Below are 24,396 nucleotides of genomic sequence, written 5' to 3' on the forward strand. Positions count from 1 at the left end.
GGTCGTCGAAGCGAGGGGAGCGGCTTATTTGCCGTCCTTTACTTTCCGGATAGTCAGGTCTGCGCCGGGGCGTGCCTGTAGCACCCCAGACTGGATAATGGTGTCGCCGGGAGCCAGGCCTTCCAGCACCTGGATCATGGTTTCGGAGCGCTGCCCGATCTTGATCATCTTCGGCACGGCCTTGCCGCCCTTCGCCAGGAAAACCTTGTGGCCCGTAGCCTCCGGTATAATCGACTCCGTAGGGATCAGTATAGCTTGTTCCACCTCTTTCAGGCCAAGGTTCACCTTCACAAAAGCGCCGGGCTTTACCTCCTCGTTTTTGTTGTCGTAAAGCGCGCGTACCAGCATGGTGCGGGTAGCGGCGTCTATCATGGGCTGGGTGGCGTAAATGGTGGCATCATACTGGGTTGGGTTGCCCTCCGAAGTAAAGGTGATCTTGTCGCCTTTTTTCACCATCTGGCTGTAGCGGCCCGGTATGGCGAACTCCACTTTCACGGGGCTGATGTCCACGATCTGAGCGATGGGGGTATTGGCCGAGACGTAGCTGCCTTCGCTTACCTGGCGCAAACCGATCACGCCATCAAAAGGTGCCCGGATGTATGCTTTGGCGAGGGATGCCTTCAATGCCTGGATGTCGGCGGTGGCGGTGGCCAGTTGGTTACTCACCTGGTCGTACTCCTGGCGGCTGATATAATCTTTCTCAAGCAGCGTGCGCTGGCGCTGCTCCATGTCGCGGTACAGTTTCTGGTTTGATTGCAGCTTCTGCAACTGCGCCTGCATTTCCTGGGCGTTCACGGTGAGCAGCAGCTGGCCTTTGCGCACACGGCTGCCTTCCGTAAATTTGATGTCGGTTACTTTGCCGGCGACCTCACTGCGAAGTTCTACTTCCTCGTTAGGGAGGATGGTGCCCGTAGACGAGATCTGGTTTTGGAAGGCTGATGGAGCGACTATGTATACATCTACGGCTACCTTTTGCGCCATCGGACCACCGCCTGTCGCGGCTCCCGCGGCTTCGTCCCCGGACGAGAACTTGTTCATGATCAGGTACAGGACAGCGGCAGCGGCTACCAGAAAAAGGACGATTTTAACAGTTTTGTTCATGTATGTTTAAACACAGGGTTGGCTTGATCAATACAATGCCAAAATCAGATATTTTTTTACTGATCGGGCGAAATCGATTGCAGCATTAAAATTACACCCATTATAAGGTATCTTACAAGGCAAGAAGCCGAATATCTGCAAACAGGTGCATTGTTTAGACAGAAAGCTTTCTACAAGGTTTAAAGTGCATCCAACTTTATTTTGAAATGACTGAAAAGGCGACAAAGCGCAATTTTTTTGAAGAGGTTTACGAGGTGGTGAAACTGATCCCGGCGGGTCGGGTGACATCGTACGGTGCCATTGCCAGTTACCTGGGGGCAAAAGGCTCGGCACGCATGGTGGGTTGGGCCCTAATCGCCTCGCACCCCTTTACCCAGATTCCGGCACACCGGGTGGTGAACAGGGTAGGCATGCTAACCGGCAGCCAGCATTTTGACGCCCCCAATGCCATGCAGGAACGCCTGGAGCAGGAAGGGGTTCAGGTAATAGATAACCAGGTGGTGGAGTTCAGGAAGTTGTTCTGGGACCCGGGGAAGGAGCTGTTGTAAGTGATGCGGCACAACAACTGCCGCTTGCGCTTAATTGAGTTGGAGCAGCTGAATGTAGTTGCCATTGTCATCGTCAAAAACAGCCTCATACCCATAGGCAGTCTTCGCTGGGTCTTTCTTGAATTTCACTCCTTTTGCCTTCAGTACTTCGGCGGTTTTATGGATGTCATCTGCGCTGAAAGATATCACCGGGATGCCTAGTTCATATAGCTTCTGCTTGTATACTTTTGCCACTTCTATTCCACCGGGCTCAGTAGGCTCTAACAGCAAGGTCACTCCATCACGGTCAAGCGGAGATTTAACGATGGCCAAATAGTGCTCAGGCGCATACATGACTTCTTCAAAGCCCAAAACTTCTGTATAAAACTTGAAAGCCTTAACCGGGTCTTTTACAAATACGCTCACCATCGCGATTTTCATAGGGTGTTTGTGCTGTGCCATTGTAGTGATTAGAAGTTAGAAGTTGAGTGAATAGGGTGGTAAATAACTTCATAGGGGGTAACGGACTTGGCCACAAGGCGGCGTAGCTGGCTTATGGGTGTGGTTGTAGCACGTTTTGTTCATTAAAATTTCAGGAAATTATTTTAAGACTTTCTGAAGGTGCACATAAATGCCAACGATTAAGTAGATTAACAAGAAGGGGATTCCAAAAAACGTGAATAGCAATGGTGGAAATGCCCAAGTTAGTCCACTAATCACTAACAAGAGCAAAACCCAATTCGCCAATCTTAATTTTTCTACATATATGGCGTTCAATATCACATTTATCAGTCCAAATCCCCATAATACGAATATAGTTGGAAAATCAATGTCTTGTAACTCATTATCAAATACCAGCATTAGAGTCAAGCTTACATAACTTAAGATTATAAATGTTAATGCAAGTATCCTTATTTGTTTCATTTATTTAATACGCTATAACTAGAGGATAAACGTAAGGACCTTCGTTTATCCTACCAAATATAGTAGGATAAACGAAGGTCGTTTCAAAATCTAATTAAGCCTAGGTGCTATTTATGATCAACTCGTAGAACCTGATATACTCACGCCGACGGCATCGGGCGGTCAATGAACTCCACTCCGTAATCGCTGGCTAGGTTTATTATTCTCTCAAAGTCGGTATCGGCTGTTTCGGGTGGGGGAGGTATGAGGGTGGTAGCTGGCGTGCTCATGGCGCGCACCATGTCTTCGAAACCAGCGGGGGAGCAGGTCATCAGCACGCGTGCATGGCCCGGAGAATCTACGGTATAGGTATGGGGGATATCTTTGGGGGCAAACAGAAAATCGCCTGCTTTTGCCTTGATCACTTTCTCACCCACATAAAACGTGAAGGCACCTTCCAGCACATAAAAGCTTTCGTCTTCGCGGTGGTGTACATGCCAGGGTGGGCTGCCCTCTTTGGTTGCGAAGAGCTCTATCATAGTATAGCTTCCGTTGGTTTGCTGGCCCGAGGTATGGATAATGGCTAACTCGCCTAACCACAGCACCGCTTCTTTTTGTGGCTCGGCCGCACCTGCCTCTGAATCTTCCGTTTTTTTCATAGCGAACAATCTAAGTGGGTATGAGAATATAGCTTGTGGAGGTATGGCGAAACCACAGAACCTTAGATTTTAAACGATAAACAGAAGCGCTTTGGATGATTTTTGAGCTGTAAATCAGGGTATTGGGCATGAGAGGAGATTGTCATTTCGACCAGCGGGAGAAATCTGGAGTATTTCATAAACCTGTATGATTTCAGATTTCTCCCGCTGGTCGAAATGACAGTATAGATGAAATGATAGGTGCAATGTTGATTGATAATCGTTTTGCTGGAATCTTAATTCTCGCTGTCTTTGAACTAGTATGTTGTTGCTAAAAGTATCGCTACTTAAGCCTCCTTTAACTCCTTCGGGAATTTATCAGCTACCAGGTTCAGCTGGATGTTGTGCTCTAAGTAGGCTTTCAGGGCAGCTATAAACAGCGCGAACCCTCCGGTTGAGTCAATCACCGCACTTAGCAGATCATCGCCGGTACTTTTGAAATCGTAGTTCTTGATGGTCAGATAAGTTTTGGCTTCTGACAGGGCTTTAAAGGCGAACTCTACAGTGGATTGCTGCGCTTTGTTCCCCCACTCAATTACGATGCGCTCGTTCGGGACGATGGTTTTAACCGAAACCGGAACTGTTACATGATACATCTCCCAGGTCCATTCAACCTCTTTACCTTCTGCTAGCTTGCCGGTACTGTGCGTAAACCAAAACTTGGTTGTGACCCCTGGGTTTGTGATAGCCTCAAATACCTCGCTAACGGGCTTTCGTATCATCATTTGAGCGATGGCAAAGTTGTTTGTTTCGTTCATGTTTTTCCGATGTATAGAGTTGCCTTTTGTTCAGGGATTATGGCCAAATATAGCAGTATATACAAATAGTCTCAATCTGTAAATGGTGTTTGGTAAGGATTAGTAATAGCCTAAGCAGAGATGATTGCGAATGATCGAGGTTCTCGCCGCAATCGGACCCATAGTTGACAGGTTAATTGTTTGGAGCAGGACTTGAAACAGCTTAGGAAAAGCCTCACAAAATACCATCCACACAAACTATGGGCAGCGCGGTTTTATTCGGCTAACCTCTTCAAAACAATGTCCCGGTTTCCTGCCCAGGTGCTATCTGGTTGCCGCTTCAGCGAGACCACGCCTGTGCCTCCGGTTAAGCCAGCGATGGACTTCAGGTACTGTGCGTTCACCAGGCTGTCGTCTTCAAACACGAAGTCGGATATGTAGTAGGCCTGTGCGGTTTTCGGTTCTTTGATGGTGGGGTGTATGTGGGCTGGCATGGAGTTATCGGGGTAGCGGGCCGGGCGGATGGTATAGATTTCGTACTGCCCCTGCTTATCTGTTTTGCACCAGCCATGCATGCGCCCATGCCATTTCTGAACACCTATCTCGTTTCCGGTTTTCGAGTAATACCCGGTGGCATCGGTGTGGTATGCATACAGGAGCACGTCCGGGTAAGGCGTTTTCCCGTCCGCTTTATACAGGGTGCCACGCAGTATAAGCTTTTCTCCATCCTCCGGCCTATTGGTGATCACCATTTTATTTGTCAGGACTTTGGGTGCATCCCTGAAAAAGCAGTCGATGTTGGCGTCTGCGTTGTCGCAGGTATCCCGTACGGTCTGCACATCCGGTGCCCGGCCCATGCTGTGGTCAGCAGTTCCTTGCCCGCACCCAGAGAGCAGAAGCAGGTTGATAAGAATATAGAATGCTGGATTCATACGCGCCGCTGGTTAGAATGTCTGTCAAGTCTTTATACGGTAGAGGTGTACTTCGACAACAAGTAGGGCAGGAGCTAAAACTAAAAACGCTGCCCTTACCTCGGGCAGCGTTTTTAAGTATCATTTCAATTTTGATTTAGTGCTAAGAAGGGATTAAAGCATGCGTCGGAACCCGTATACAGGCAAGGATTCTTGCATAAAATCAAGGTCTTCGGAGCGGGTAAAGCCAATTTTCTCATACATGCCCCAGGCAATTTGCATGGCTTTGGTAGAGTGGATGATCAGTTGGGATTGATTATCTGCTTGGGCACGTCGAATACATTCGTTGATCAGCAACTTGCCTACACCATTTCCTCTTGTATCGGGGTCTACTGCTAATAATCTAAATCCGGCTGCGTTTTTCTCCTGTGTGGCAGTACCGCCAGAGCCATAATACTGCATGTCGCCGATGTATACCACCGCGCCCGTTATACTGCCTTCCGGTGAAACAGCAACCAGCAAATGGGTAACCGGGTTCTCGGTCAGGCTTCCGATATTGGCCAGCAGTTTGTAGTAATTGGGCTGATCGTCTGGCTTTGGAAAGCCTTCCAGCTGTGCATATACGTTAACCATCAATTCGCCTATCTGCTGGAATTCATCGGGGCGGGCTTCTCTTATTGTCAGCTCTTGTTGTGTCATTTTTTTAGTGGGTGCTTTTATTAGCCAGGCAATTTCTTCAATTCCATCAAAGCGACAGTGCACCTCCTGTAGGTAAAGATAAGCTTGTTATTTTATCGATGCTTTATAGTTGTCATTTAGTCCTTCTCCGTTGAGAATTTTAGGCACACACTTTTCAATTCTTGATTGCCTGGTTTTTGATTGTTTAGGTTGTGAAAAATACAATAAGTACCCCTTTTGCCGTCCGGGCGTCAATGCCTCAAATGCTGTTTTCAGATCTGTATTATCAATTAAAAACTGTTGGAACTCATCGGGTATCGTATAGTCTGTAGTCTTTTTAAGTTCGGCTTTCAAGCCTGCTCGTTCTACTTCAATAGCTTCAAACACATATGCTTTAATCGTCTGCTCTAATTCGTTGATTTCATCAAGATTGGTAAATCGAATCTGTCTGGCGGACTGAACGTTTTCTGTTTGTTGAACCAATATGTTTTCCGAATCATAAAGCAAAACTCCTTTGTGAAGAAGAAGGGCACAGTACGCTTTAAATCCATGGATTAAAACAATGTTATTCGTTTTAAAGGTGTAGCAGGGGCAGCCCCACTTCAACTCTTCAGTAAGTCCACAGGCAAGCATAATTGCTCTTAATTTCTGATATTCTTTCTGCCATTTGGTGTCCTTGTCAAAGAACCAGTTTACTTTTTGATTCATACCTTGTCTTCTATGGTTATTGTGAACGGACTTGGCTACGGCACACCTGATGTGCTTTAGGTTTTTTCGGTTAAGGCATTTCTAACAGTGTCCATTTATATTAACTGATACAAATTCAGAAGTAGCGAAAGCACACTCACAGTCAAGGTGAAACTCAAAGTTGATCTTACTTAAACCCATACCCCACAGACAAACCAAACCAGGAAGGGGAGAAGCCCGCGCTGTTAAAGGCAGGTGTCCAGTTGGCCCGGAAGACAAAACCATTTCCCAGAGGCTGGAAACGGTATCCCAGGTTCAAGAAACCAGTAGCGCCCCAGCCGTTCTCATCGGCTAACCGAGGCTTTGTAGGGCTGTATACATCCATGCGGGCATACATCGGTGTAATGCCAAGCCCTGCCTCAAATGCACTGCGGTTTTCGCCAACCAAGTAGTTTACCGAAAGCGGAAGGGTGACTATACCCATCGCTTTATTTTCAGCATCATTGTTAGCTGAGCCTAAATAAGAGCCTCCCAAGCCGGCCCGGAACCCAAAGCCTTCTTGCGTGCCTTTCTGAAAGCGCATGTCAAAGTTGGCGGAAAGACCGATGCCGTTACCAAGGGCTTCCACAAAAATGATTTTATTGTGCTTGGCCACCGGGGCGGATTCAGATTGGGCGGAGGCTTGAAAACTGAAGGCAGCAACAAGCAGCGCAGCGAAAGTAAATTTGTTCATAGTTAGATAATGATAGAGGTTCTTAATATAGTCAAGTTATGTAAAATATGTATATAAGTATATAATGAAGCGCCACGGTTCAAATATTTTATTCTGTCTTTAAGGGTATGGCAACTGCAAGGCTGTTGACAAGTCGCTGAAAAGACCGTTAGCTACTAATCAATTGCTGCCTTGGTAGAGCCATAAGTTGGAGCTAAGAAATTATTAATGTAAAGTAAACTTGTCTTTATGTAAATTATGTTTAACTTTATGTAAATCATTAGTTACTATTATTAATCAATACTACTATGAAACATCAAAAAGAAGATTGGGCGACACTGAACCGGAAGAACACAGTTCATCTAGCTATCTGGACCATCGCCTGGACTGCCTCGATGGCGCTGGCTACTTTTGGACCTCTGTTTATTTGGGAAGAAAATTCTGTTATGACCATTCTTGCTATTCTGCTGAATGCCGGATTGGGTATAGGTATGATGCTGGCTAATATCAGGCACCTGAAAGGCCTTGACGAGCTAGAGCAGAAAATTCAACTGGAAGCAATGGGTGTCGCTTTAGGGGTAGGCGTTGTAGGCGGGCTAAGTTACTCGCTGCTTGATACAACAAATGTGATAGCGGGAGATGCCGAAATCTCCGTGCTTGTTATACTAATAGCGCTCACGTATATGGCAGGCATTTTTATAGGCAAAATCCGGTACAGATGAAGAACCGCCTGAAAGTACTGCGGGCCGAACGCGATCTGACACAAGCCCAGCTCTCTGATGCACTGGCTGTTTCACGGCAAACAATCAATGCCATTGAGAAAGGAAAGTTTGACCCTAGCTTACCGCTTGCCTTTAAGATCTCGCGCTTGTTTGGTTTGCCCATAGAGGAGATTTTCCAGGATGAGGTGGAGTCAGCGTAAATCTTTTAGATTTTTCCGTTGTTAAGCGAGAATAACCGGCCGCCTGGCGCAGGCACACCGCTACACGTCTAAAAGCACTGAAGACGCGGTGGAGGCAAATAAGAGAAAGTATACCTTTGTAACATGGAAGTAAAGTTGAGTCAGGCGGGAACCTTGCAGGCAGAGCAGCCAATCACGCTGCCCGAGGTGCGCGGTATTACGCAAAACCGATTGGTGCAGCATATCGTGTTCTGGACGGTATACGTGGTGTTCTTCGGGTTGCTCTACGGCAGTTACATCGACGATTACTACAATGCCTTCATGGTGGAGCTCGTTGAACTCCCTTTTAAGATGGGGTTGGTATACTTTAACATGTATTACCTGATGCCGCGCTACCTGTTGCAAAAGCGCTACCTCGAGTTTTTTGTGAACCTACTCTTGCTGATGGGGGCCATTGGTGCACTGATGCAGTTTGTGTTGTTACCCTTCCTTATACACCCGATCTTTTGCCCCACCACCTGCACCGAGGACAACCTGACCTTTTACCGTTTCACGAAGAACATCGTCAACATCAGTTATCTGGTGGCCATCACCACCGTTATCGCCCTCCTGAAGAATTGGTATAGCCACCAGCAGTCGGCGCGTAACCTGGCGCAGGGCAAGCTGGAGGCTGAGCTGAAATTCCTGAAGGCACAGATACACCCGCACTTCCTGTTCAACACGCTTAACAGCCTCTACTCGCTCACGCTCAAAAAATCGGACAATGCCCCGGAGGTGGTGCTCAAGCTGTCGAGTTTGATGGATTACATGCTCTATGATGCCAACGCGGCTTTGGTGCCTCTGGAAAAAGAACTGAACTACATCCAAAACTACATCAGCCTGGAGCGTATCCGGTATGGCGAGCGTGTAGATGTAAAGTTCACCCAGTCAGGTATGATTTCGGGCAAGCAGATTGCACCCATGATTTTGCTGCCCTTCGTGGAGAATGCCTTTAAGCACGGTGTGAGCACAGAGACAAAAAATGCCTGGGTGCGCATTGATGTGAAAGTAACAGAAGCGCAACTGGTGCTGCTAGTAGAAAACTGCAAGTGCGGCGACCGTGCCAGCAAAAGCACCCGCGACATGGCCTCAGGCATCGGGCTGAAAAACCTGCAACGCCGCCTCGAACTGCTCTACGAAGACCGGTATAACCTGGAGGTGGAAGATGAAGAAGAAAGCTACGCCGCCAGGTTAGAGTTGTTGTTTTAAAATAGACGTGACATTACAGACGTTAGGCATTAGAGTAGCATATAAGGCATTCAAAAGTCTGTTTTGATAGGAATGCAACATCCATAATGCCTCTAAAGAAATGTCTATTTTGAATCTTTGGTCAAATGTCTGATATCTGAGGTATCTAAAAGCTAATATCTAAAAGGATGAAACTACGCTGCATGATTGTGGATGATGAGCCGCTGGCACTGGATGTGCTCGAGACGTTTATCGAACGGCTGGACCACCTGGAACTGGTATGCCGCTGCCACAATGCCGTAGAAGCCTATACTTGTCTGCAAACCGAGCATATCGACCTGATGTTTCTCGACATCCAGATGCCCAAACTCACCGGTATAGATTTCCTGAAATCGCTGGCGCACCCGCCCAAGGTCATCTTCACGACCGCCTACCGCGACTACGCCGTGGAAGGCTTTGAGTTGAATGCGGTGGATTACCTGCTCAAGCCCATCGCCTTTGAGCGCTTCCTGAAAGCAGTGTCGAAGGTAAGCGCAGCAGAGCCGCAACAAGCTGTTGCAACCGCACCTACCCAGGCAGCCATACCCGCGCAAAATGCCCCGGACTATAAAGAAGCCTTTATCTACCTGAAGGCGGACAAGAAAATGGTGAAGGTGATGCTAGCCGATATCCTGTTCATCGAGAGCCTGAAAGATTATATCCGGGTGAAGACAGAAACAAAAGAAATCATCTCCTATCAAAAGATCAGCTTCCTGGAAGAGAAACTGCCCGCCGACAAGTTCCTGCGCATCCACCGATCTTTCATTGTGGCCCTGGACAAAATTCAGGCCTTCTCGGCCAGCGCCGTAGACCTCGGCAATTCCGAGATTCCCATCGGCCGCTTCTACAAAAACGATGTGCTGCAAGTCCTTAACCAGAACAACCTGCTCGAAACCTAACGGATTCAATTACGAATTATGAATTACAAATTTAATTATAAAATTGTGGAGAGGTATGCTTTGGGGCATGCTACGCCAAACTGATTAGGTTGAAAAATCTACTGCAGTACTGGCCTAGGCACCTATTCGGAATTCGGAATTCATAATTCGTAATTATAAAAAAGTGTACATCTCCAAAAAGAAGCTTTTCTATACCATTTCCGGGGGGCTGCGGAAGTACCTGCACCATTATGACCGCGAAACCAAGCTGGGGCTGCGGTACGAGGACCTGCTGCATTACTCCGATGCTTACCCATACTTCGATAAGAAGGGAAATGACACGCTGTGGGAGTCGGTGATTTACGACCAGCATGCCCAGGATGAGATACGGACTGCACTAACCCAGATTTATGCACAGCTCAAAACAGACGGCGATATGTCGGTGATGGAGCATGTATACGTGTCGCGGATAGATTACTGCACCTTCGGCAATTCAGCCCCTTTCCGGGTGCAGGTCGTCAACCAACTCAACGACAACTACGACTACTTTTATGTGAAGCGTGCTGACGCCTCGCGGGTATATGGCCTGGAGCTGGAGCACATCCTTTCTCCGAGCCGCATTAATTACCTGGTGGATGGCGACACGCTGATTGAGGAGCATATTGCTGGCATCCCCGGCGACGTGTTCATTAAAGAGTACCTGGAGCGGCCCAACTCCAACAAGGTGCGCATTGCCAAGGAGTTCGTAAAGTTTAACGAGCGCTGCTTCATGCGCCTTCTCGGCGACATGCGCTCCTACAACTACGTGATTGACGTGACGCCCGACTTTGAGGATGAGCAGTACCGGGTGCGCCCCATCGACTTCGATCAGCAGTCTTATGAGGGGCGCAAGCGGATTTATCTGCCCCAGTTTTTCAAGGAAAACAACCAGATGGTGGACCTGGTGCAGAAGCTGCTCAAACCCGAAACCATCTGGCAGTACCAGAACGAAGAGCGCACACTCATGTTCCGCCGGCTTCGGGCAGCGCGCTACCGCCTGAAGGACCTGGTGGACTGCATGCGCAAAGACACCGTCTCTACGCCCGAGAAGATCATGGAGCTCAAACAGGAACTTGCCAGGCACCACCACACGGATGAATTCCTGGGCTGCCAGAACATGGGCGACTTAGTGCGCCTGCACCTGAAAACGGTTATCGCCAAAACACCAGGGCAGGGGCAAAGCAAAGCCTAGAGGCGTTCCAGTGTTGTTCGAGTGCGGTCGCTGTGCGCTAAGTTACCGGTGTTTACGGTAGAGGCAGGCTCAAACATCAGTACCTCGGCTTCCTGGTTAGCCACAGGCTTGTGCTCCACACCGCGCGGCACGATCAAAAACTCGCCTGGCTGCAAGTGCACCACTTTGTCGCGCAGGTGTATCTCGATTTTGCCCTTGATCACCATGAAAAATTCATCCTCGTGCTCATGGTGGTGCCACTCAAACGGGCCTAGAAATTTGGCCAGCTTCACCTGCTGCCCGTTCAACTCACCGGCCACACGCGGGTTCCAATGGTCCGGAATCTGGTCAAACTTTTCGGCCAGTACTACTTTATCAATTGGCTGCTTGCTCATGTTGCAGAAATTAAGTCAGAATGAATCTTGTTTTTATTTGGACTGGTTCTAAATAGTGGTTAAATTTGCTCTAACTTCAGTCACCAGTCAAAGTGAAGTTAGCACAGATGAATAAAACTGCCATGCCTTTAACCGAGATTTTTGCCACCGCAGCCGGTGCTGTCTTTCAGTGCGACCGCCGTAACCGTGTGCTGGTGCAGTTTGCCGGGCAGTTAACCGTTTTAAAGATAGATGCTTTCCTGAGGCTGAAACGCGCTGTGGACAGTGTAGACCTGACCGCCATGGCTGCCAGCACCTCCCGCGCCGCCGACTTTGAGCTGATCTCTGTTTGTGGTTGCGACCGTTGTTATGTGCTGACGTTAACTGAACTCTATGGTTTTCAGGAATTGCTGGATGGGGCTAAGTTCGCGCTGGCGCTGAACAGTGTTTTGCATGAATGCCTGAGCGCCACGCTGGCTTAAACAGGTTTTATACCTCCCTGCCTTGATGAGCACAGCCACAAGCTGTGCTTTTTTAATTTAGACTATTTCCATATTTGAACTGGATTATACATCGCAAAGGGATTTTACGTAAATTAGGATAAGCAGCTACGCGAGAGAAGCGTAGCTGTATGCAAAATGGAATAGCAAGACTATAAATACTATGAAAGATTTATTGAGATTAAGAACTTCCCTGACCGAAGGGATAGAACAGATACTAAACGAGCAGATTAAGATGGAAGCGGAGGCCTCGGCCATGTACCTGGCCATGTCGAGCTGGTGCGACCGCAACGGGTATGATTACAGTGCCGGGTATTTCAAGAAGCAGTCGGATGAGGAGCGGGAGCACATGTTGCGCCTCTTCAAGTTCGTGTCTGATATGGGTGGCCGTGCTGTTTCGCCGAGCATCTCCAACATCCAGGTAGAGTTCGATTCGTTTAAGAGCGTTTTCGAGCAAGCCTTGCAACAGGAGATCGCCGTGACGCAATCATTCAACCGCATGGCTGATCGTTGCCAGAAAGAAAAAGATTACGTGACGTTCTCGTTCCTGCAGTGGTTCCTGAACGAGCAGATTGAAGAAGAGTATGTGGCGCGCCGTGCGCTGGAATTATTTGAAGTGATTGGCGAAGATGGTACCGGGCATTATGAGATAGATAAGCGCGTGCCGAAAATCACTTACGAAAAAACTTACTAAGGAGTACGCGTAAGGCAAGAGGCGAAAAAGCCTTTGGGTAAAACCAAAGGCTTTTTTGTGCTTAGAGGGTATCGGGTTTCTTGTCGATGATGTGCTCTTGAAAGGCTTGTTTGGCTGTCTGCTCTGTAGCCTGCGACAGCCAGGCATTGTCGGGCTGAAAGCTCATGACCGGGGCGAAGTCGCAGCGGTCGGTGCACTCGGTCTTCACTATCTCCACCTGGCCTTTCAGCCCCATTTCCTTGATCATGCCGCGGAAGATCTTGCCGATGTCTTTGCCGCCTTTTTTCTTGCACTTGCTACCGGTGCATACATAAATTACGTTTTCTGGTGTCTTGAAATTTTTGCTCATGTAGGTCTGTACGATGTACTCAGTACTTAAAGCCAAAAACAAGGGAAAGGTTTAAGCGGTTCCGGTAACTCTGCCGGGGTATATTTCTGCAATACAGCTCAAGCTTCCGAAGCCCGCAGCCATGCTCTGCCCTCTTGCTCCTCATGGAAGATCCTCATGGTATAACGGCCCTCAACTCTTCTGAGCATATCTGCTGCAGAGGCTGCAGCAAATGTGTCGCAATCTACGATGTGCGCAAAATTGCGAAGACCGGCCTCTATAGCGCGGGGTGTCCAGTCTTGCTCAATCCACTCAACAGTATGATCCCAACGGCCAAGCAATTCTTTGTTGTTGTTAAGAACATTGGATGACTTATACTTCTTGAGTGCCTCAAGCACCGCAAATGCCCCATTCTTTACGTTTTCAGAAGTCACATAGCCTGACCAGTTATTGTAAATGATGTTATTCTGTTTTTCATGGTAAATCGTGAGGTACAGCTTGTTAGTCGAGGTCCAAAGTTCTTGTATTTTTTCCATCTGCGCCTTATAGTTAATTTACCCGGCAATTTAACTTTAAATAGTCGGCGTGCAAGTTATGAAACAACTAATCGCAGCCATGAATATTTTGGTACATGATGTAAGGTTGCCAAAATTGCCGTTTTTTTAACACACGGTAATCAAAATAAGTCACCCATCCAGCTGATACAATAATCCGGAAAAGGAAACATTAGCTAGTCAGTTCATCGCTTGACAGGATTTAAACCAGTATATAGCTTCTGGGTTGTAACATTGCATTTGCACTCAAGCCTTAGCTGCATGCTAGTGATTAGTGCCTGTATCAGATGTCGTCGTTTTGAGTAAAAAAATGTTCAGGCTAGGCACTGGGGTGATCGTAACCGATGAATTTTCTAATATGGCTCTTAATCTGGCACACTAAGCCTCATAAACCGTATGTTAGGCGGCGAGTATTCTAAAGGATTGCGAAGCCCGAACCCTAAACGACGTGCACGATAGTTGAAAATTAGCATCATCATACCTACTTACAACGAAGCGGAAGGCATCCCAAAGCTGCTTCGTTACCTGCAGCAGCATACCAGCCCCGACACAGAGATTCTGCTGGCCGACGGCGGAAGCACCGATGCCACCCGGCAACTGGCCGAACAAGTGGGCGTGCGTGTGCTGGCCTGCGCCTGCAAAGGCCGCGGTCCGCAAATGAATGCCGGAGCCGCTGCCAGCATCGGCGATATCCTCTACTTCCTGCATGCCGATACCTTTCCGCCAAATGGTTTTGAAGGACTTATCAAGCAGGGAGTGGAGCAGGGAGCGGGGAGTGGCTGTTTCCGGTTGCGCTTTGATGTGGCGCACTGGTTCCTGCGCCTGAATGCCTGGTTCACCCGCTTTGATGTGGATGCCATCCGGTTCGGGGACCAAAGCCTGTTTGTGCGTCGGGATGTTTTTCTGGCAGCGGGCGGGTTTGATGAGCGGCTTTTGCTCCTGGAAGACCAGGAGGTTATCCGTAGGCTCCGCAAAACCGCACCATTCATCCTACTCCCGGCGCAGGTCGTGACATCTGCCCGAAAATACGAAGCACTCGGGGTATACAGGCTACAGGCTGGCTATTTCCTGATCTATGGGTTATACCGCCTGGGGTTGTCGCAGCAAAAACTGGTGCAGGTTTACAAATGGCTGATCAAGGGCTGAGTTTTGCCGGCCCCAAAAGCTGTGTGCTGGGGCTTGAACCCAATCAGGTAGATTTTGTAACTTGCTGCTGCCACTGGCCTTTGGTTCTATCTTACGCCAGGGTATGTGCTGCCAGGGATTTTGGGTATTATCAGCGTATAACACCTTTCCTGCCTGAAAGCAGTATGAAAGATATCTGTACCATATGCTCACTTAACTAAATAATCTTATGAAGAAAACGTACCTTTTGCCTTTCTCCGCCTTGGTGGCTGGCTTGTTGAGCGGAGGCTGTAGCTCGTCGGCAGTTACCGAAACCGGAGCTTCCGAGACAATGGAAATGAACATGGGCAGGGGCCTGGACGTGGCTAACATGGACACCACCGTGAGCCCCTGTGTGGATTTTTACCAGTATGCCAACGGGGGGTGGGTTAAGAACAACCCCATTCCGGCGGCTGAGAGCCGTTGGGGATCGTTTAACGAGCTGGCCGAGCGAAACAACGTCGTTTTGCGCGAACTCCTGACTGAAGCGGCCTCCAACACAGCTGCCCCGAAAGGGTCTGCCCAGCAACTGATCGGGGATTTTTATGCGGCAGGTATGGACTCGGTGGCGGCAAACAAGGCCGGTATGTCGCCTATTAAGCCTGACTTTGACAGGATAGCAGGTATAAAGACAACGGAAGACCTGGCCAAGACCGTGGCCGACCTCAAAACGAAAGGCATCAGCGGCTTTTTCAGCCTTTATGTGTCGCAGGACGATAAGGTCAGCACGCAGTATGCGCTGCAGGCTGGGCAAGGTGGACTGGGCTTGCCTGACCGTGATTACTACCTGAAAGACGATGCGCGTTCTAAAACCATCCGGACGGAGTACCTGAAGCACCTCCAGAACATGTTCCAGCTGATGGGAGAGGATGGTGCAGCGGCACAGAAAAGCGCGCAGGCGGTTATGAACATCGAAACCAAACTCGCCAAAGCCTCCAAGGCCCGCGTAGACTTGCGCGATCCTTACGCCAACTACAACAAGATGACAATAAAGGAGTTTGCCACCCAGAACCCGAACCTCAAGGTAAACCAACTGCTGACAGGTATGGGAGCTCAGGCTGCTAAAGAAATTATTGTCGGCCAGCCTGCCTTTTTCAAAGAACTGAACAGCCTGCTGAAAAGCGAGGGGATCGAAAACTGGAAAACCTATACGAAGTGGCACGTGGCCCGCACAACTGCGCCTTATCTGAGCGATAACTTTGTGCAGGAGAACTTCAACTTTTATGGCAAAGTGCTGAGCGGTGCCAAAGAAATGCAGCCACGCTGGAAACGGGTGCTCCGTGCCTCAGACAGTGCCCTGGGCGAGGCCTTGGGGCAACTGTATGTCGAGAAAACCTTCTCGGCTGAGGCAAAGCAGAAGGCGTTGAGCATGGTGGATAACCTGCAGGAGTCGTTTCGGGAGCATGTGCGTGACCTGGATTGGATGAGCGAGGAAACCAAAGCCCGGGCCCTGCAAAAGCTGAGTGCCTTTGCCGTGAAGATCGGTTACCCGGATAAGTGGGAAGACTACCAGGGGCTATCTGTCAGCCGCGAGTCGTATGCCCAGAACGTGATGAACGCAAGCAAATTCGCTTTCCAGGATAACATCGGCAAAATAGGCAAGCCGGTAGACCGCGAGGAGTGGTTTATGTCGCCGCCAACTGTAAACGCCTACTACAACCCGAGCATGAATGAGATCGTGTTCCCGGCTGGTATCCTGCAGCCACCTTTCTTCGACCCGCAGGCCGATGACGCTGTGAACTATGGAGGTATGGGAGCCGTGATTGGCCATGAGTTGACGCACGGCTTCGACGACCAGGGCGCGAAGTACGACTTTGAAGGCAACCTGAAAGACTGGTGGTCGGCGGTAGACTTGGAGCAGTTTAATGCCCGTGCAAACGCTGTGGCCGATCAGTATGATCAGTATACCGTGCTTGATAACCTGCATGTAAACGGCAAGCTAACCCTTGGGGAGAACATTGCCGATATCGGGGGCCTGAACATAGCGTATACCGCGCTGCAGAAGGCGCTGGCAAAAAATAACCCAGGTAAGATCGCCGGTCTTACCCCGGAGCAACGTTTCTTCCTGGCCTGGGCACAAATCTGGCGCGTGAACATGCGCGATGAGGCCCAGAACCAGCAAATCCTGACAGACCCGCACTCACCGGGCCGTTTCCGCACCAACGGGCCAGTGGCGAACATGCCACAGTTTTATGAAGCCTTTGGTTGCGAGAAAGACGATCCGATGGTACGCAGCGACGAAAAACGCATCAAGATCTGGTAACAACAGGTTTAGTTGGACTATACCAAAAAGCCGTTGCGGGACACCCTGCAACGGCTTTTCTATGAAGGAGGCATTTGGCTTATGAGCTAAATGCCTATTGCTTGACGATCTTAATCGTATGCGGCACGACTCGGCGGGGCCAGTTCGTGCCATCCACGGGTTCCTGCTCTATCTGCTCCACAACATCCATTCCTTCCACTACCTCTCCAAACACTGTATACTCCGTGTCCAGTCCGGGTTCGCCGCCCACCTTTAAATAAGTCTCCACCTGTTGCGGGGTATACCGGATATTATGCTTCGCTTCGAAGGCCCGCAGTTCTTCCGCTGTCACCGACTCGCCCGTTACGATGTAGAAGTTGTGGGAAGAGGAGGCTTTGTCCGGGTTCCGCTCGTCGCCATACCGGGCCATGGCCAGGGCACCGCGCTTATGAATATGCTTCGGGTTGAACTCTTGCGGTATCTTGTAAGAGCCCTGGCTCATCTCACGCTCATCAGAATCGCCGCCCTGCACGGCAAAGTCCTTCACCACGCGGTAAAACTCTCCCTGGTTATAGAAACCGGCTTTGGTGAGGCGCACAAAATTGGCCCGGTGCAGCGGCGTGTCTTTATAGAGGCGCACTTTAATGCTGCCATGGCGGGTACTGATCACGGCCAGGCTGTCCGGGTGCTTTTGACCATAGGTGGTTAATACCTCTACTGCGTTCTCAGAGGTCAGCGGTTCCAGCTTTCTGTCAGATTCGTCCTCTGCTTCCTCCAGGTCAGCCCCATTGTTTGGGTTGTTTTGATTGCAGGCAGACGCCGCCAGCAGGCAGCCTGCTATAAAACAGGCTCTAAACGTTGCCGTTAGGTGAAATGATTTGCGCATCGGTAGTTTATTATACTTATGGATAAATATATGAAATCTCGACTAAAATAGTATTTTAAAATTGTAAGACATTAAGAGTTAGGTATTTGTGAATTAATTGCTGTTGGCTAAAGAGGTTTTTGGCTAAAGGACAAAAGACAGAGAAAATATTTTTTGTTCTTTTTAAATATATGAGCAACTTAATATTTAAGCATTTCGTAAATGCCTGTGCAAAAACTCTTATAGTGCCAAGGGCTTAATAGTTGACCCTGCTTTCTGCAGGAAACTGGACGGATAACATAAGAAAAACTTGCTTTTACGCTTACAAGTCCCTACTTTAGGTATAACGTCATTAAACTAATTAACTTTTCTAACCCCCTAATTACACTTTGTATGAAAAACTCCTTACACTTCAGAGGCGTAATGCGCTCTGTTCTTTGTGGGGTAGCTGTGGCAACAGCTGCTTGTACTTTTACAGCTTGCGACAACGAATCAGCTGATGTAGCTACACCAGACACTACCTTGTCAGCAGAAGGCCAGAATGGTGCTATCATCAGCGGGCAGTATATTGTTGTTTTCAAAGGAAACGCCACCTTGCGTATGAGCGACAACGCAACTTACGCCCAGCGTGTAGAGATGGTGCGTGAGGCGGGTGCCAACATCCTGTCCGAAAACGGTATTAACGATTATAACATAGAGCAGGCCTACGGTAAGGCAATTACCGGTATGGCTGTAAAGTTGTCTGAAAGCGCGGTGCAGAAGCTGCGTAACGACGAGCGTGTAGCCTATGTGGAGCCAGACCGCATCGTGATGCTAGGCAAGCCTGGTTCTGGTGGCACCACTGCCGGTCCTCAGGAAGTGCCTTACGGTATTACCCGCGTAGGGTCTGGAAGCGGAGCAGGTAAAACAGCCTGGGTTATTGACACAGGCATTGACCTGGATCACGCGGACCTGAATGTGGATGTAGCCCGAAGTGTGACCATGTTTACTTCTGGAAGAGACGGTAATTCTGCCGACGACGGTAATGGACACGGTACGCACGTGGCTGGTACGATTGCAGCAAAAAACAACAGCATTGGCGTAATCGGTGTGGCGTATGATGCTACCGTGGTAGCTGTTAAAGTGCTTGACTCACGCGGAAGCGGCTCTTATTCTGGCGTTATTGCTGGCGTTGACTACGTGGCTACCAATGCAAAGCCTGGCGATGTAGCGAACATGAGCTTAGGCGGACCAGTTTCACAGGCATTGGATGATGCCATTTTGGCGGCGGCTGCCAAGGGGGTTAAGTTTGCTTTGGCTGCCGGAAATGAAAGCACTGATGCAAATAACTCTTCGCCTGCCCGTGTGAATGGTAATGGTATTTATACCGTGTCTGCGATGGACAGCCAAAACAGATTCGCAAGTTTCTCGAACTTTGGTAACCCTCCAATTGACTATTGCGCACCTGGTGTGGCTATCAAGTCAACCTGGAAAGACGGTGGCTATAACACCATCAGCGGTACGTCCATGGCATCGCCACACGTAGCAGGTATTTTATTGCTGGGTAACATTAACACAGACGGGACTGTATTAAATGACCCGGATGGCAAGCCAGATCCAATCGCTCACAGATAAGCTTTAAATAAAGTTTAGTATATGTTTAGCAGTAAAGGCAGCCAAATGGTTGCCTTTACTTTTTTATACCTGTTATACCTTCTCAAAGCATCTTTCGCATCACGTAATCGTTCATCCAGTAAGGCCCGATCGGGATATCTTCCTGTTGGTGTACCTGGTAACCGCAGCGCTCGTAAAACTGTTTGGCCTTGTTGTGGCGGTTCACATTCAGGTCCAGCACACTTCCCCCAAGCTTCCGCACGTTCTCTTCCACGGCCTCTAATAAGGCATGTCCATACCCCTTGCCTTGCACGCTTTGCAGCAGGTAGATCTTATTCAGTTTGTAAATTCCTTCGTTTTGGTCTTTTACCGAATAAGCGGCAAAACCTAGCGGATGTTCTGCCTCCATTAACAGCAGAAAGGTCTGGCCTTGTTGCATCTGCTCAGTAAGGGCATCTGCAGAATAAATCGCGTCATACATGTAGCTGATCTGCTCGGGGCTCAGGATGCTGCTGTAGGTAGGCCCCCAGGTATCCTCGGCAAGCTGCATGATAGTGGGCACGTCAGCCAAGGAGGCTGTGCGTATGGTATAGTCGGTGCTCATAGCGGAAATACGTTACAGCAGCAAGGTACAGTCCAAATGCTGTATTGCCAACCCGGCCACGGGGTTATGTAGTCTACTGGATTCTTTTATATTTGCAGGAGATCAATTACGCTAAAATAGAACCATGAAAGCAGTATACTTAGAAGACATCAACCAGCCGTTTACCCTTATTGAAACCGATACACCAACAGCAGGCCCCGGTGAGGCCATTGTGCAGGTAAAAGCTGCCGCCCTCAACCGCCGGGATGTATGGATACAACGCGGCAAGTATTTCCTGAAGGATTATCCTGCCATCCTCGGGTCAGACTGTGCGGGCATTGTAACGGAAGTAGGGGAGGGGGTGGATCAAAGCTGGTTAGGGCAGGAAGTGCTGGTAGATCCGGGTTCGAACTGGGGCGAAAATCCGCGTGCGCACGGCGCGGACTACAAAATACTGGGTATGCCGCAGGCAGGTGCCTTTGCGGAGTACGTGAAAGTGCCGGCAGCCAATCTGCACCAAAAGCCTGCGCACATGAGTTTTGAGGAAGCAGCAGCGCTACCGCTGGCAGGCCTGACGGCTTACCGATCGGTGTTTACCAAATGCCAGTTGCAGCCCGGCGAGAAAGTGCTGGTAACAGGAGCTGGAGGCGGCGTGGCTTTATTCGCCGTGCAGTTTGCAGTGGCGGCAGGCGCAGTGGTATGGGTAACATCCGGGGACGAGCAGAAGATTGCCAATGCCAGGGAGCTGGGCGCAGCAGGAGGTATAAATTACCGACAGGAGGACTGGGGCAAAGAACTAAAAGCCCAGACTGGTGGCTTTGATGTGATGATTGACGGTGCAGGCGGGGATGGTTTTGTGCAACTCGTAAAAATAGCCAAGCCTGGCGGACGCATAGCCATGTATGGTGGCACCACAGGTATGATCGGCAAAATAAATCCGGCTGAGATTTTCTGGAAACAACTCACGATACTGGGCAGCACCATGGGTACTGCCGACGACTTCGCGGAGATGATGCAACTGGTACAGGAACACCAGATCAAGCCAGTGATTGACCGCGTATTTGCTCTGGAAGAAGCGGAGGAGGCCATGCGCTACATGGAGGCCAGTAAGCAGTTCGGCAAAATCGTGCTGAAAGTTGGGAGCTAATTGTTTTCGATAAAAAAAGGAGAAGCCGGGTGTAAGTCCGCTTCTCCTTTTTTGTTTATTTATTTAAAACCCATCCACAAAATAACCCACCCCTGCCTCTCCCAAGAGGGGAATTTCTATAAGAGTAAAGCTTCCGCTGGCGCGGATTTGCAATCAGTGCCTTCTTATAAAATCGAGTTTGCAACTCGACTGGGCCAGAGGCCCAATTATACTTTACACGCGCGAGACGCGAGCGAAGGCAATGTTAAAATGAAATTGCCCTGCTCCTCCGAGGAGCAGGGGTGGGTTAAGGTATAGCAGTTAATCGCAACCGGATTTAACAAGCAACAACAAACTTACTGATTTTGCTCTAGCAAACTGAGCAGGAAGGCATACTGCAGGGCAGTTTCCTTGTAACGTTCGAAACGGCCAGAAGCACCTCCGTGGCCGGCGGCCATGTTGGTGTGCAACAGCAACATGTTGTCATCCGTCTTCATGTCGCGGAGCTTGGCTACCCATTTGGCGGGCTCCCAGTACTGTACCTGCGAGTCGTGCAAGCCGGTGGTTACGAGCATGTTCGGGTAAGCCTTTGCCTCTACGTTGTCGTAAGGCGAGTAAGACAGCATGTAGTCATAATACTGCTTCTCGGCGGGATTGCCCCACTCGTCGAACTCTCCCGTGGTAAGCGGAATGCTGGTGTCCAGCATGGTCGTTACCACATCCACAAACGGCACGGCGGCCAGCACCCCTTTAAACAGATCCGGGCGCATGTTCACCACGGCACCCATCAGCAAACCACCCGCACTGCCACCTTGGGCAAACAGCTTGTCGGGGTTGGTGTAGTTCTGCTCAATCAGGAATTCTGCGGCATCGGTAAAGTCAGTGAAAGTATTCTTCTTCTTCAGCATCTTGCCGCTTTCATACCATGGGCGGCCCATTTCCTGGCCCCCGCGAATGTGCGCGATGGCATACACAAAGCCCCTGTCCAGCAGGCTCAGGCGCACGGAGCTGAAGCTCGGGTTGGTGCTGTAGCCATAAGAGCCATAAGCATAAAGCAGGGTAGGGTTCTGGCCATTCAGCTGCGTCCCCTTTTTATATACCAGCGATACTGGGATCTTGGTGCCGTCGGCGGCGGTGGCATAGATGCGCTTGGCCTCGTAATTCTCCGGATTAAAGTCACCGACCACTTCCTGGCGCTTCAGCAGCTCCCGGTTCTTGGTCTGCATGTTAAAGTCGTAGGTGGAGTTTGGTGTGGTCAGGGAGCTGTACTCGAAGCGCAGTGCCTGGCTGTCGAAGTCTGGGTTGTCGCCGATGGAGGCGGTATAGGCCTCTTCGTTGAAGTCCACGTAGTAGTCGCTTTTAGGGTCGTTCCACTTTTTCACCCGAATTTGTGGGAGGCCGTTTTTGCGCTCCTGCAACGTGAGGTAATCCTTGAAGATCTCGATGCCTTCCAGCAGCACGTCCTCGCGGTGCGGGATCACCTCTTTCCAGTTCGCTTTGCCCGGCTTGGTCACGGGCGTCTGCATCAGCTTAAAGTTCGTAGCCCCGTCCTTGTTAGTAACGATGTAAAATCTGTCGCCAAATTGGTCCACGCTGTATTCCAGGCCCCGCTCACGCGGCTGGATCATCTTGAACTCGCCGTTTGGTTTATCGGCATCCAGGTAGCGGTACTCATTCGACACGGTGCTGCCGCTGCCAATGATGATGTACTTGTCGGACTTGGTTTTATACACGAAAGTGCTGAACGTCTCATCCGTTTCGTGGTAAACCTCCTTGTCCGCGTTGGCTGGCGTGCCTAAAGTATGCTTGTAAATCTTGAACGAGCGCAGCGCCGGGTCCTTCATGGTATAAAACACGGTTTTGTTGTCGTTGCCCCATACGGCGCTGCCTGTGGTGTTGGGTATGGCATCGGGCAGGAGGCTGCCGGTCTTCAGGTCTTTGAAGCGGATGGTATATTTGCGGCGACTCACGGTGTCCTCGCCAAAGGCCAGTAGCTGGTTGTTAGGGCTCACGTTCATGCCGGAAGCTGCGTAGTAAGCCTTTCCCGCAGCGCGCTCATTGGCATTCACCATTATCTCCTCAGTTGCCTGCAGGGTGCCTTTCTTGCGGGCATAGATCGGGTATTCCTTTCCCTCCTCGTAGCGGGTATAATACCAGTAGCCATCATCCTTCACAGGCACGGACTCATCTTTCTGCTTGATACGGCCCACGATTTCCTTGAACAGCTTTTCCTGCAGTTCCTCGGTATGGGCTAGCTTCTGCTTGGTATAGTCGTTTTCGGCGTTCAGGTAAGCAATTACCTCCGGGTCCTCCCGCTGGTTCATCCAATAGTAATTGTCAGTGCGCGTGTCGCCGTGGGTAGTCAGTTGTTTGGGCACCTTCCTGGCGATCGGGGGCTGAGGGGCCTGTGCCGCGGCAGCTGTTTGACTGCTTTGTTCGGTTGTGGCCGTTGTGGTGCTGGCTGTGGTGTTGCTGGAGGAGCAGCCGGAAGCCACTACCAGGCATGCGCTGAGCAATGTGGCAGATGCCGCTGTTTTGGGTTTTAAGTTTTTCATATGTTAGATTCTATGTGAGAAGTAGGCTGCAATTCACCTTTTTTCAGGGCAGTGCAACACAGCTAAATTCCGGAAAAAAAGCGGAGGAAACAAAAGCAATAAAATATTATGCATGCAGCCTAAAATTGGTTAATTTGATATCCTCACCAAAACAAGAGACACGAACAACGATATGGCAACACAAACAGAATTTGAGCAGGCAGTAGAACGATCCAAAACACTGGCAGAGCGCCCAAGCAATAACGTATTGCTGCAACTGTATGGCCTCTACAAGCAGGCCACCGACGGAGACGTGAATACAGAGCGACCCGGCGGTTTCGACTTTAAAAACATTGCCAAGTGGGATGCCTGGAAAGAACAGCAAGGCAAAAGCCCGGAACATGCCCGCGACGCTTATGTTGAATTGGTAAACGAGCTGGCAAAAAAATAAAGTGTACAGTTTTATGAATGAGGAAAGGGCAGTGGCTGAAGAGTCACTGCCCTTTTGCATTTATACCTGTTCTGTAATGAGTAGTATATTGGCAAGAGTATTATATAGGTATAGTATAATATTTTAAATCATCTAAAGCCTTTTTATAGTATAATATAAGTGTTATAACAATCTGATTT

At 49.5% G+C, this 24,396-nt stretch carries 27 protein-coding genes; 13 read left to right on the forward strand and 14 right to left on the reverse strand.

Annotation, left to right across the window (positions count from 1 at the left end; translation table 11 throughout):
• Window positions 1–24: 24 nt before the first annotated feature.
• Window positions 25–1,101: an efflux RND transporter periplasmic adaptor subunit gene (locus ACXYMU_RS15460; RefSeq protein WP_458987317.1), complete on the reverse strand. Its 1,077-nt coding sequence runs from the start codon at window positions 1,099–1,101 to the stop codon at window positions 25–27.
• Window positions 1,102–1,307: 206 nt separating this feature from the next.
• On the opposite strand from ACXYMU_RS15460, the gene ACXYMU_RS15465 reads away from it, so the two are divergent.
• Window positions 1,308–1,649 (forward strand): MGMT family protein, encoded by a 342-nt coding sequence (locus tag ACXYMU_RS15465; RefSeq protein WP_458987318.1) that lies wholly within the window; start codon window positions 1,308–1,310, stop codon window positions 1,647–1,649.
• A gap of 30 nt (window positions 1,650–1,679) precedes the next feature.
• On the opposite strand, the gene ACXYMU_RS15470 is transcribed toward ACXYMU_RS15465, so the two are convergent.
• The 7 genes from ACXYMU_RS15470 to ACXYMU_RS15500 form a co-directional block, all read right to left on the reverse strand.
• Window positions 1,680–2,090, reverse strand: a complete 411-nt coding sequence (locus ACXYMU_RS15470; RefSeq protein WP_458987319.1) for a VOC family protein — start codon at window positions 2,088–2,090, stop codon at window positions 1,680–1,682.
• A 602-nt stretch (window positions 2,091–2,692) separates the two neighbouring features.
• The gene (locus tag ACXYMU_RS15475) at window positions 2,693–3,190 is read right to left on the reverse strand and encodes a cupin domain-containing protein (RefSeq protein WP_458987320.1); all 498 of its coding nucleotides are present in this window, start codon (window positions 3,188–3,190) and stop codon (window positions 2,693–2,695) included.
• 326 nt (window positions 3,191–3,516) lie between these two features.
• The gene (locus ACXYMU_RS15480; RefSeq protein ID WP_458987321.1) at window positions 3,517–3,987 is read right to left on the reverse strand and encodes an SRPBCC family protein; all 471 of its coding nucleotides are present in this window, start codon (window positions 3,985–3,987) and stop codon (window positions 3,517–3,519) included.
• A 254-nt stretch (window positions 3,988–4,241) separates the two neighbouring features.
• Window positions 4,242–4,898, reverse strand: coding sequence for a dioxygenase family protein (locus tag ACXYMU_RS15485; protein ID WP_458987322.1), 657 nt, complete (start codon window positions 4,896–4,898; stop codon window positions 4,242–4,244).
• A 153-nt stretch (window positions 4,899–5,051) separates the two neighbouring features.
• The gene (locus tag ACXYMU_RS15490) at window positions 5,052–5,576 is read right to left on the reverse strand and encodes a GNAT family N-acetyltransferase (RefSeq protein WP_458987323.1); all 525 of its coding nucleotides are present in this window, start codon (window positions 5,574–5,576) and stop codon (window positions 5,052–5,054) included.
• 87 nt (window positions 5,577–5,663) lie between these two features.
• On the reverse strand, window positions 5,664–6,263 hold the full coding sequence (locus ACXYMU_RS15495; RefSeq protein WP_458987324.1) for a YdeI/OmpD-associated family protein: 600 nt from the start codon (window positions 6,261–6,263) through the stop codon (window positions 5,664–5,666).
• A gap of 166 nt (window positions 6,264–6,429) precedes the next feature.
• Window positions 6,430–6,975, reverse strand: coding sequence for a hypothetical protein (locus ACXYMU_RS15500; RefSeq protein WP_458987325.1), 546 nt, complete (start codon window positions 6,973–6,975; stop codon window positions 6,430–6,432).
• A gap of 287 nt (window positions 6,976–7,262) precedes the next feature.
• Between ACXYMU_RS15500 and ACXYMU_RS15505 the strand changes: the two genes are divergently transcribed.
• The 5 genes from ACXYMU_RS15505 to ACXYMU_RS15525 all read left to right on the forward strand — a co-directional run bounded on the left by ACXYMU_RS15505 (window position 7,263) and on the right by ACXYMU_RS15525 (window position 11,230).
• Entirely contained in the window at window positions 7,263–7,676 is a 414-nt protein-coding gene (locus ACXYMU_RS15505; protein WP_458987326.1) for a hypothetical protein, read from the forward strand.
• On the forward strand, window positions 7,673–7,876 hold the full coding sequence (locus ACXYMU_RS15510; RefSeq protein WP_458987327.1) for a helix-turn-helix transcriptional regulator: 204 nt from the start codon (window positions 7,673–7,675) through the stop codon (window positions 7,874–7,876). Before ACXYMU_RS15505 ends, ACXYMU_RS15510 begins: the two co-directional genes overlap by 4 nt.
• 123 nt (window positions 7,877–7,999) lie before the next feature.
• On the forward strand, window positions 8,000–9,103 hold the full coding sequence (locus tag ACXYMU_RS15515; protein WP_458987328.1) for a sensor histidine kinase: 1,104 nt from the start codon (window positions 8,000–8,002) through the stop codon (window positions 9,101–9,103).
• 167 nt (window positions 9,104–9,270) lie between these two features.
• Window positions 9,271–10,020 carry a LytR/AlgR family response regulator transcription factor gene (locus ACXYMU_RS15520; protein ID WP_458987329.1) on the forward strand — a complete coding sequence of 250 codons (750 nt, stop codon included), beginning with the start codon at window positions 9,271–9,273 and terminating at the stop codon, window positions 10,018–10,020.
• A gap of 163 nt (window positions 10,021–10,183) precedes the next feature.
• Complete coding sequence (locus ACXYMU_RS15525; protein ID WP_458987330.1) at window positions 10,184–11,230, forward strand: hypothetical protein; 1,047 nt, start codon at window positions 10,184–10,186, stop codon at window positions 11,228–11,230.
• Here the strand turns inward: ACXYMU_RS15525 and ACXYMU_RS15530 are convergent.
• Window positions 11,227–11,604, reverse strand: a complete 378-nt coding sequence (locus ACXYMU_RS15530) for a cupin domain-containing protein (protein WP_458987331.1) — start codon at window positions 11,602–11,604, stop codon at window positions 11,227–11,229. The genes ACXYMU_RS15525 and ACXYMU_RS15530 overlap by 4 nt on opposite strands.
• Before the next feature lie 107 nt (window positions 11,605–11,711).
• On the opposite strand from ACXYMU_RS15530, the gene ACXYMU_RS15535 reads away from it, so the two are divergent.
• Both ACXYMU_RS15535 and ACXYMU_RS15540 read left to right on the forward strand, forming a co-directional pair.
• Complete coding sequence (locus ACXYMU_RS15535) at window positions 11,712–12,065, forward strand: hypothetical protein (RefSeq protein ID WP_458987332.1); 354 nt, start codon at window positions 11,712–11,714, stop codon at window positions 12,063–12,065.
• A gap of 181 nt (window positions 12,066–12,246) precedes the next feature.
• On the forward strand, window positions 12,247–12,777 hold the full coding sequence (locus ACXYMU_RS15540) for a ferritin (protein WP_458987333.1): 531 nt from the start codon (window positions 12,247–12,249) through the stop codon (window positions 12,775–12,777).
• 61 nt (window positions 12,778–12,838) lie between these two features.
• On the opposite strand, the gene ACXYMU_RS15545 is transcribed toward ACXYMU_RS15540, so the two are convergent.
• Both ACXYMU_RS15545 and ACXYMU_RS15550 read right to left on the reverse strand, forming a co-directional pair.
• The gene (locus tag ACXYMU_RS15545; protein ID WP_458987334.1) at window positions 12,839–13,126 is read right to left on the reverse strand and encodes a (2Fe-2S) ferredoxin domain-containing protein; all 288 of its coding nucleotides are present in this window, start codon (window positions 13,124–13,126) and stop codon (window positions 12,839–12,841) included.
• 98 nt (window positions 13,127–13,224) lie between these two features.
• Window positions 13,225–13,641, reverse strand: a complete 417-nt coding sequence (locus tag ACXYMU_RS15550) for a hypothetical protein (RefSeq protein ID WP_458987335.1) — start codon at window positions 13,639–13,641, stop codon at window positions 13,225–13,227.
• 477 nt (window positions 13,642–14,118) lie between these two features.
• Here ACXYMU_RS15550 and ACXYMU_RS15555 point away from each other — a divergent pair, with 477 nt between their 5' ends.
• Window positions 14,119–14,805: a TIGR04283 family arsenosugar biosynthesis glycosyltransferase gene (locus ACXYMU_RS15555; RefSeq protein ID WP_458987336.1), complete on the forward strand. Its 687-nt coding sequence runs from the start codon at window positions 14,119–14,121 to the stop codon at window positions 14,803–14,805.
• A gap of 208 nt (window positions 14,806–15,013) precedes the next feature.
• Complete coding sequence (locus ACXYMU_RS15560; protein WP_458987337.1) at window positions 15,014–17,086, forward strand: M13 family metallopeptidase; 2,073 nt, start codon at window positions 15,014–15,016, stop codon at window positions 17,084–17,086.
• A 94-nt stretch (window positions 17,087–17,180) separates the two neighbouring features.
• Here the strand turns inward: ACXYMU_RS15560 and ACXYMU_RS15565 are convergent, their stop codons facing one another.
• Window positions 17,181–17,951 (reverse strand): peptidylprolyl isomerase, encoded by a 771-nt coding sequence (locus ACXYMU_RS15565; RefSeq protein WP_458987338.1) that lies wholly within the window; start codon window positions 17,949–17,951, stop codon window positions 17,181–17,183.
• Window positions 17,952–18,323: 372 nt separating this feature from the next.
• Between ACXYMU_RS15565 and ACXYMU_RS15570 the strand changes: the two genes are divergently transcribed.
• Window positions 18,324–19,544: a S8 family serine peptidase gene (locus ACXYMU_RS15570; protein WP_458987339.1), complete on the forward strand. Its 1,221-nt coding sequence runs from the start codon at window positions 18,324–18,326 to the stop codon at window positions 19,542–19,544.
• An 82-nt stretch (window positions 19,545–19,626) separates the two neighbouring features.
• On the opposite strand, the gene ACXYMU_RS15575 is transcribed toward ACXYMU_RS15570, so the two are convergent.
• Window positions 19,627–20,127: a GNAT family N-acetyltransferase gene (locus ACXYMU_RS15575; RefSeq protein WP_458987340.1), complete on the reverse strand. Its 501-nt coding sequence runs from the start codon at window positions 20,125–20,127 to the stop codon at window positions 19,627–19,629.
• A 124-nt stretch (window positions 20,128–20,251) separates the two neighbouring features.
• On the opposite strand from ACXYMU_RS15575, the gene ACXYMU_RS15580 reads away from it, so the two are divergent.
• Window positions 20,252–21,253: a zinc-binding dehydrogenase gene (locus tag ACXYMU_RS15580; RefSeq protein WP_458987341.1), complete on the forward strand. Its 1,002-nt coding sequence runs from the start codon at window positions 20,252–20,254 to the stop codon at window positions 21,251–21,253.
• Between the two features lie 335 nt (window positions 21,254–21,588).
• Here ACXYMU_RS15580 and ACXYMU_RS15585 read toward each other — a convergent pair whose 3' ends face one another.
• Entirely contained in the window at window positions 21,589–23,787 is a 2,199-nt protein-coding gene (locus ACXYMU_RS15585; RefSeq protein ID WP_458987342.1) for a S9 family peptidase, read from the reverse strand.
• A gap of 172 nt (window positions 23,788–23,959) precedes the next feature.
• Between ACXYMU_RS15585 and ACXYMU_RS15590 the strand changes: the two genes are divergently transcribed.
• Window positions 23,960–24,217: an acyl-CoA-binding protein gene (locus ACXYMU_RS15590; RefSeq protein WP_458987343.1), complete on the forward strand. Its 258-nt coding sequence runs from the start codon at window positions 23,960–23,962 to the stop codon at window positions 24,215–24,217.
• The last annotated feature ends 179 nt before the right edge of the window (window positions 24,218–24,396 follow it).

This window comes from Pontibacter sp. CAU 1760 (genome assembly GCF_054482735.1).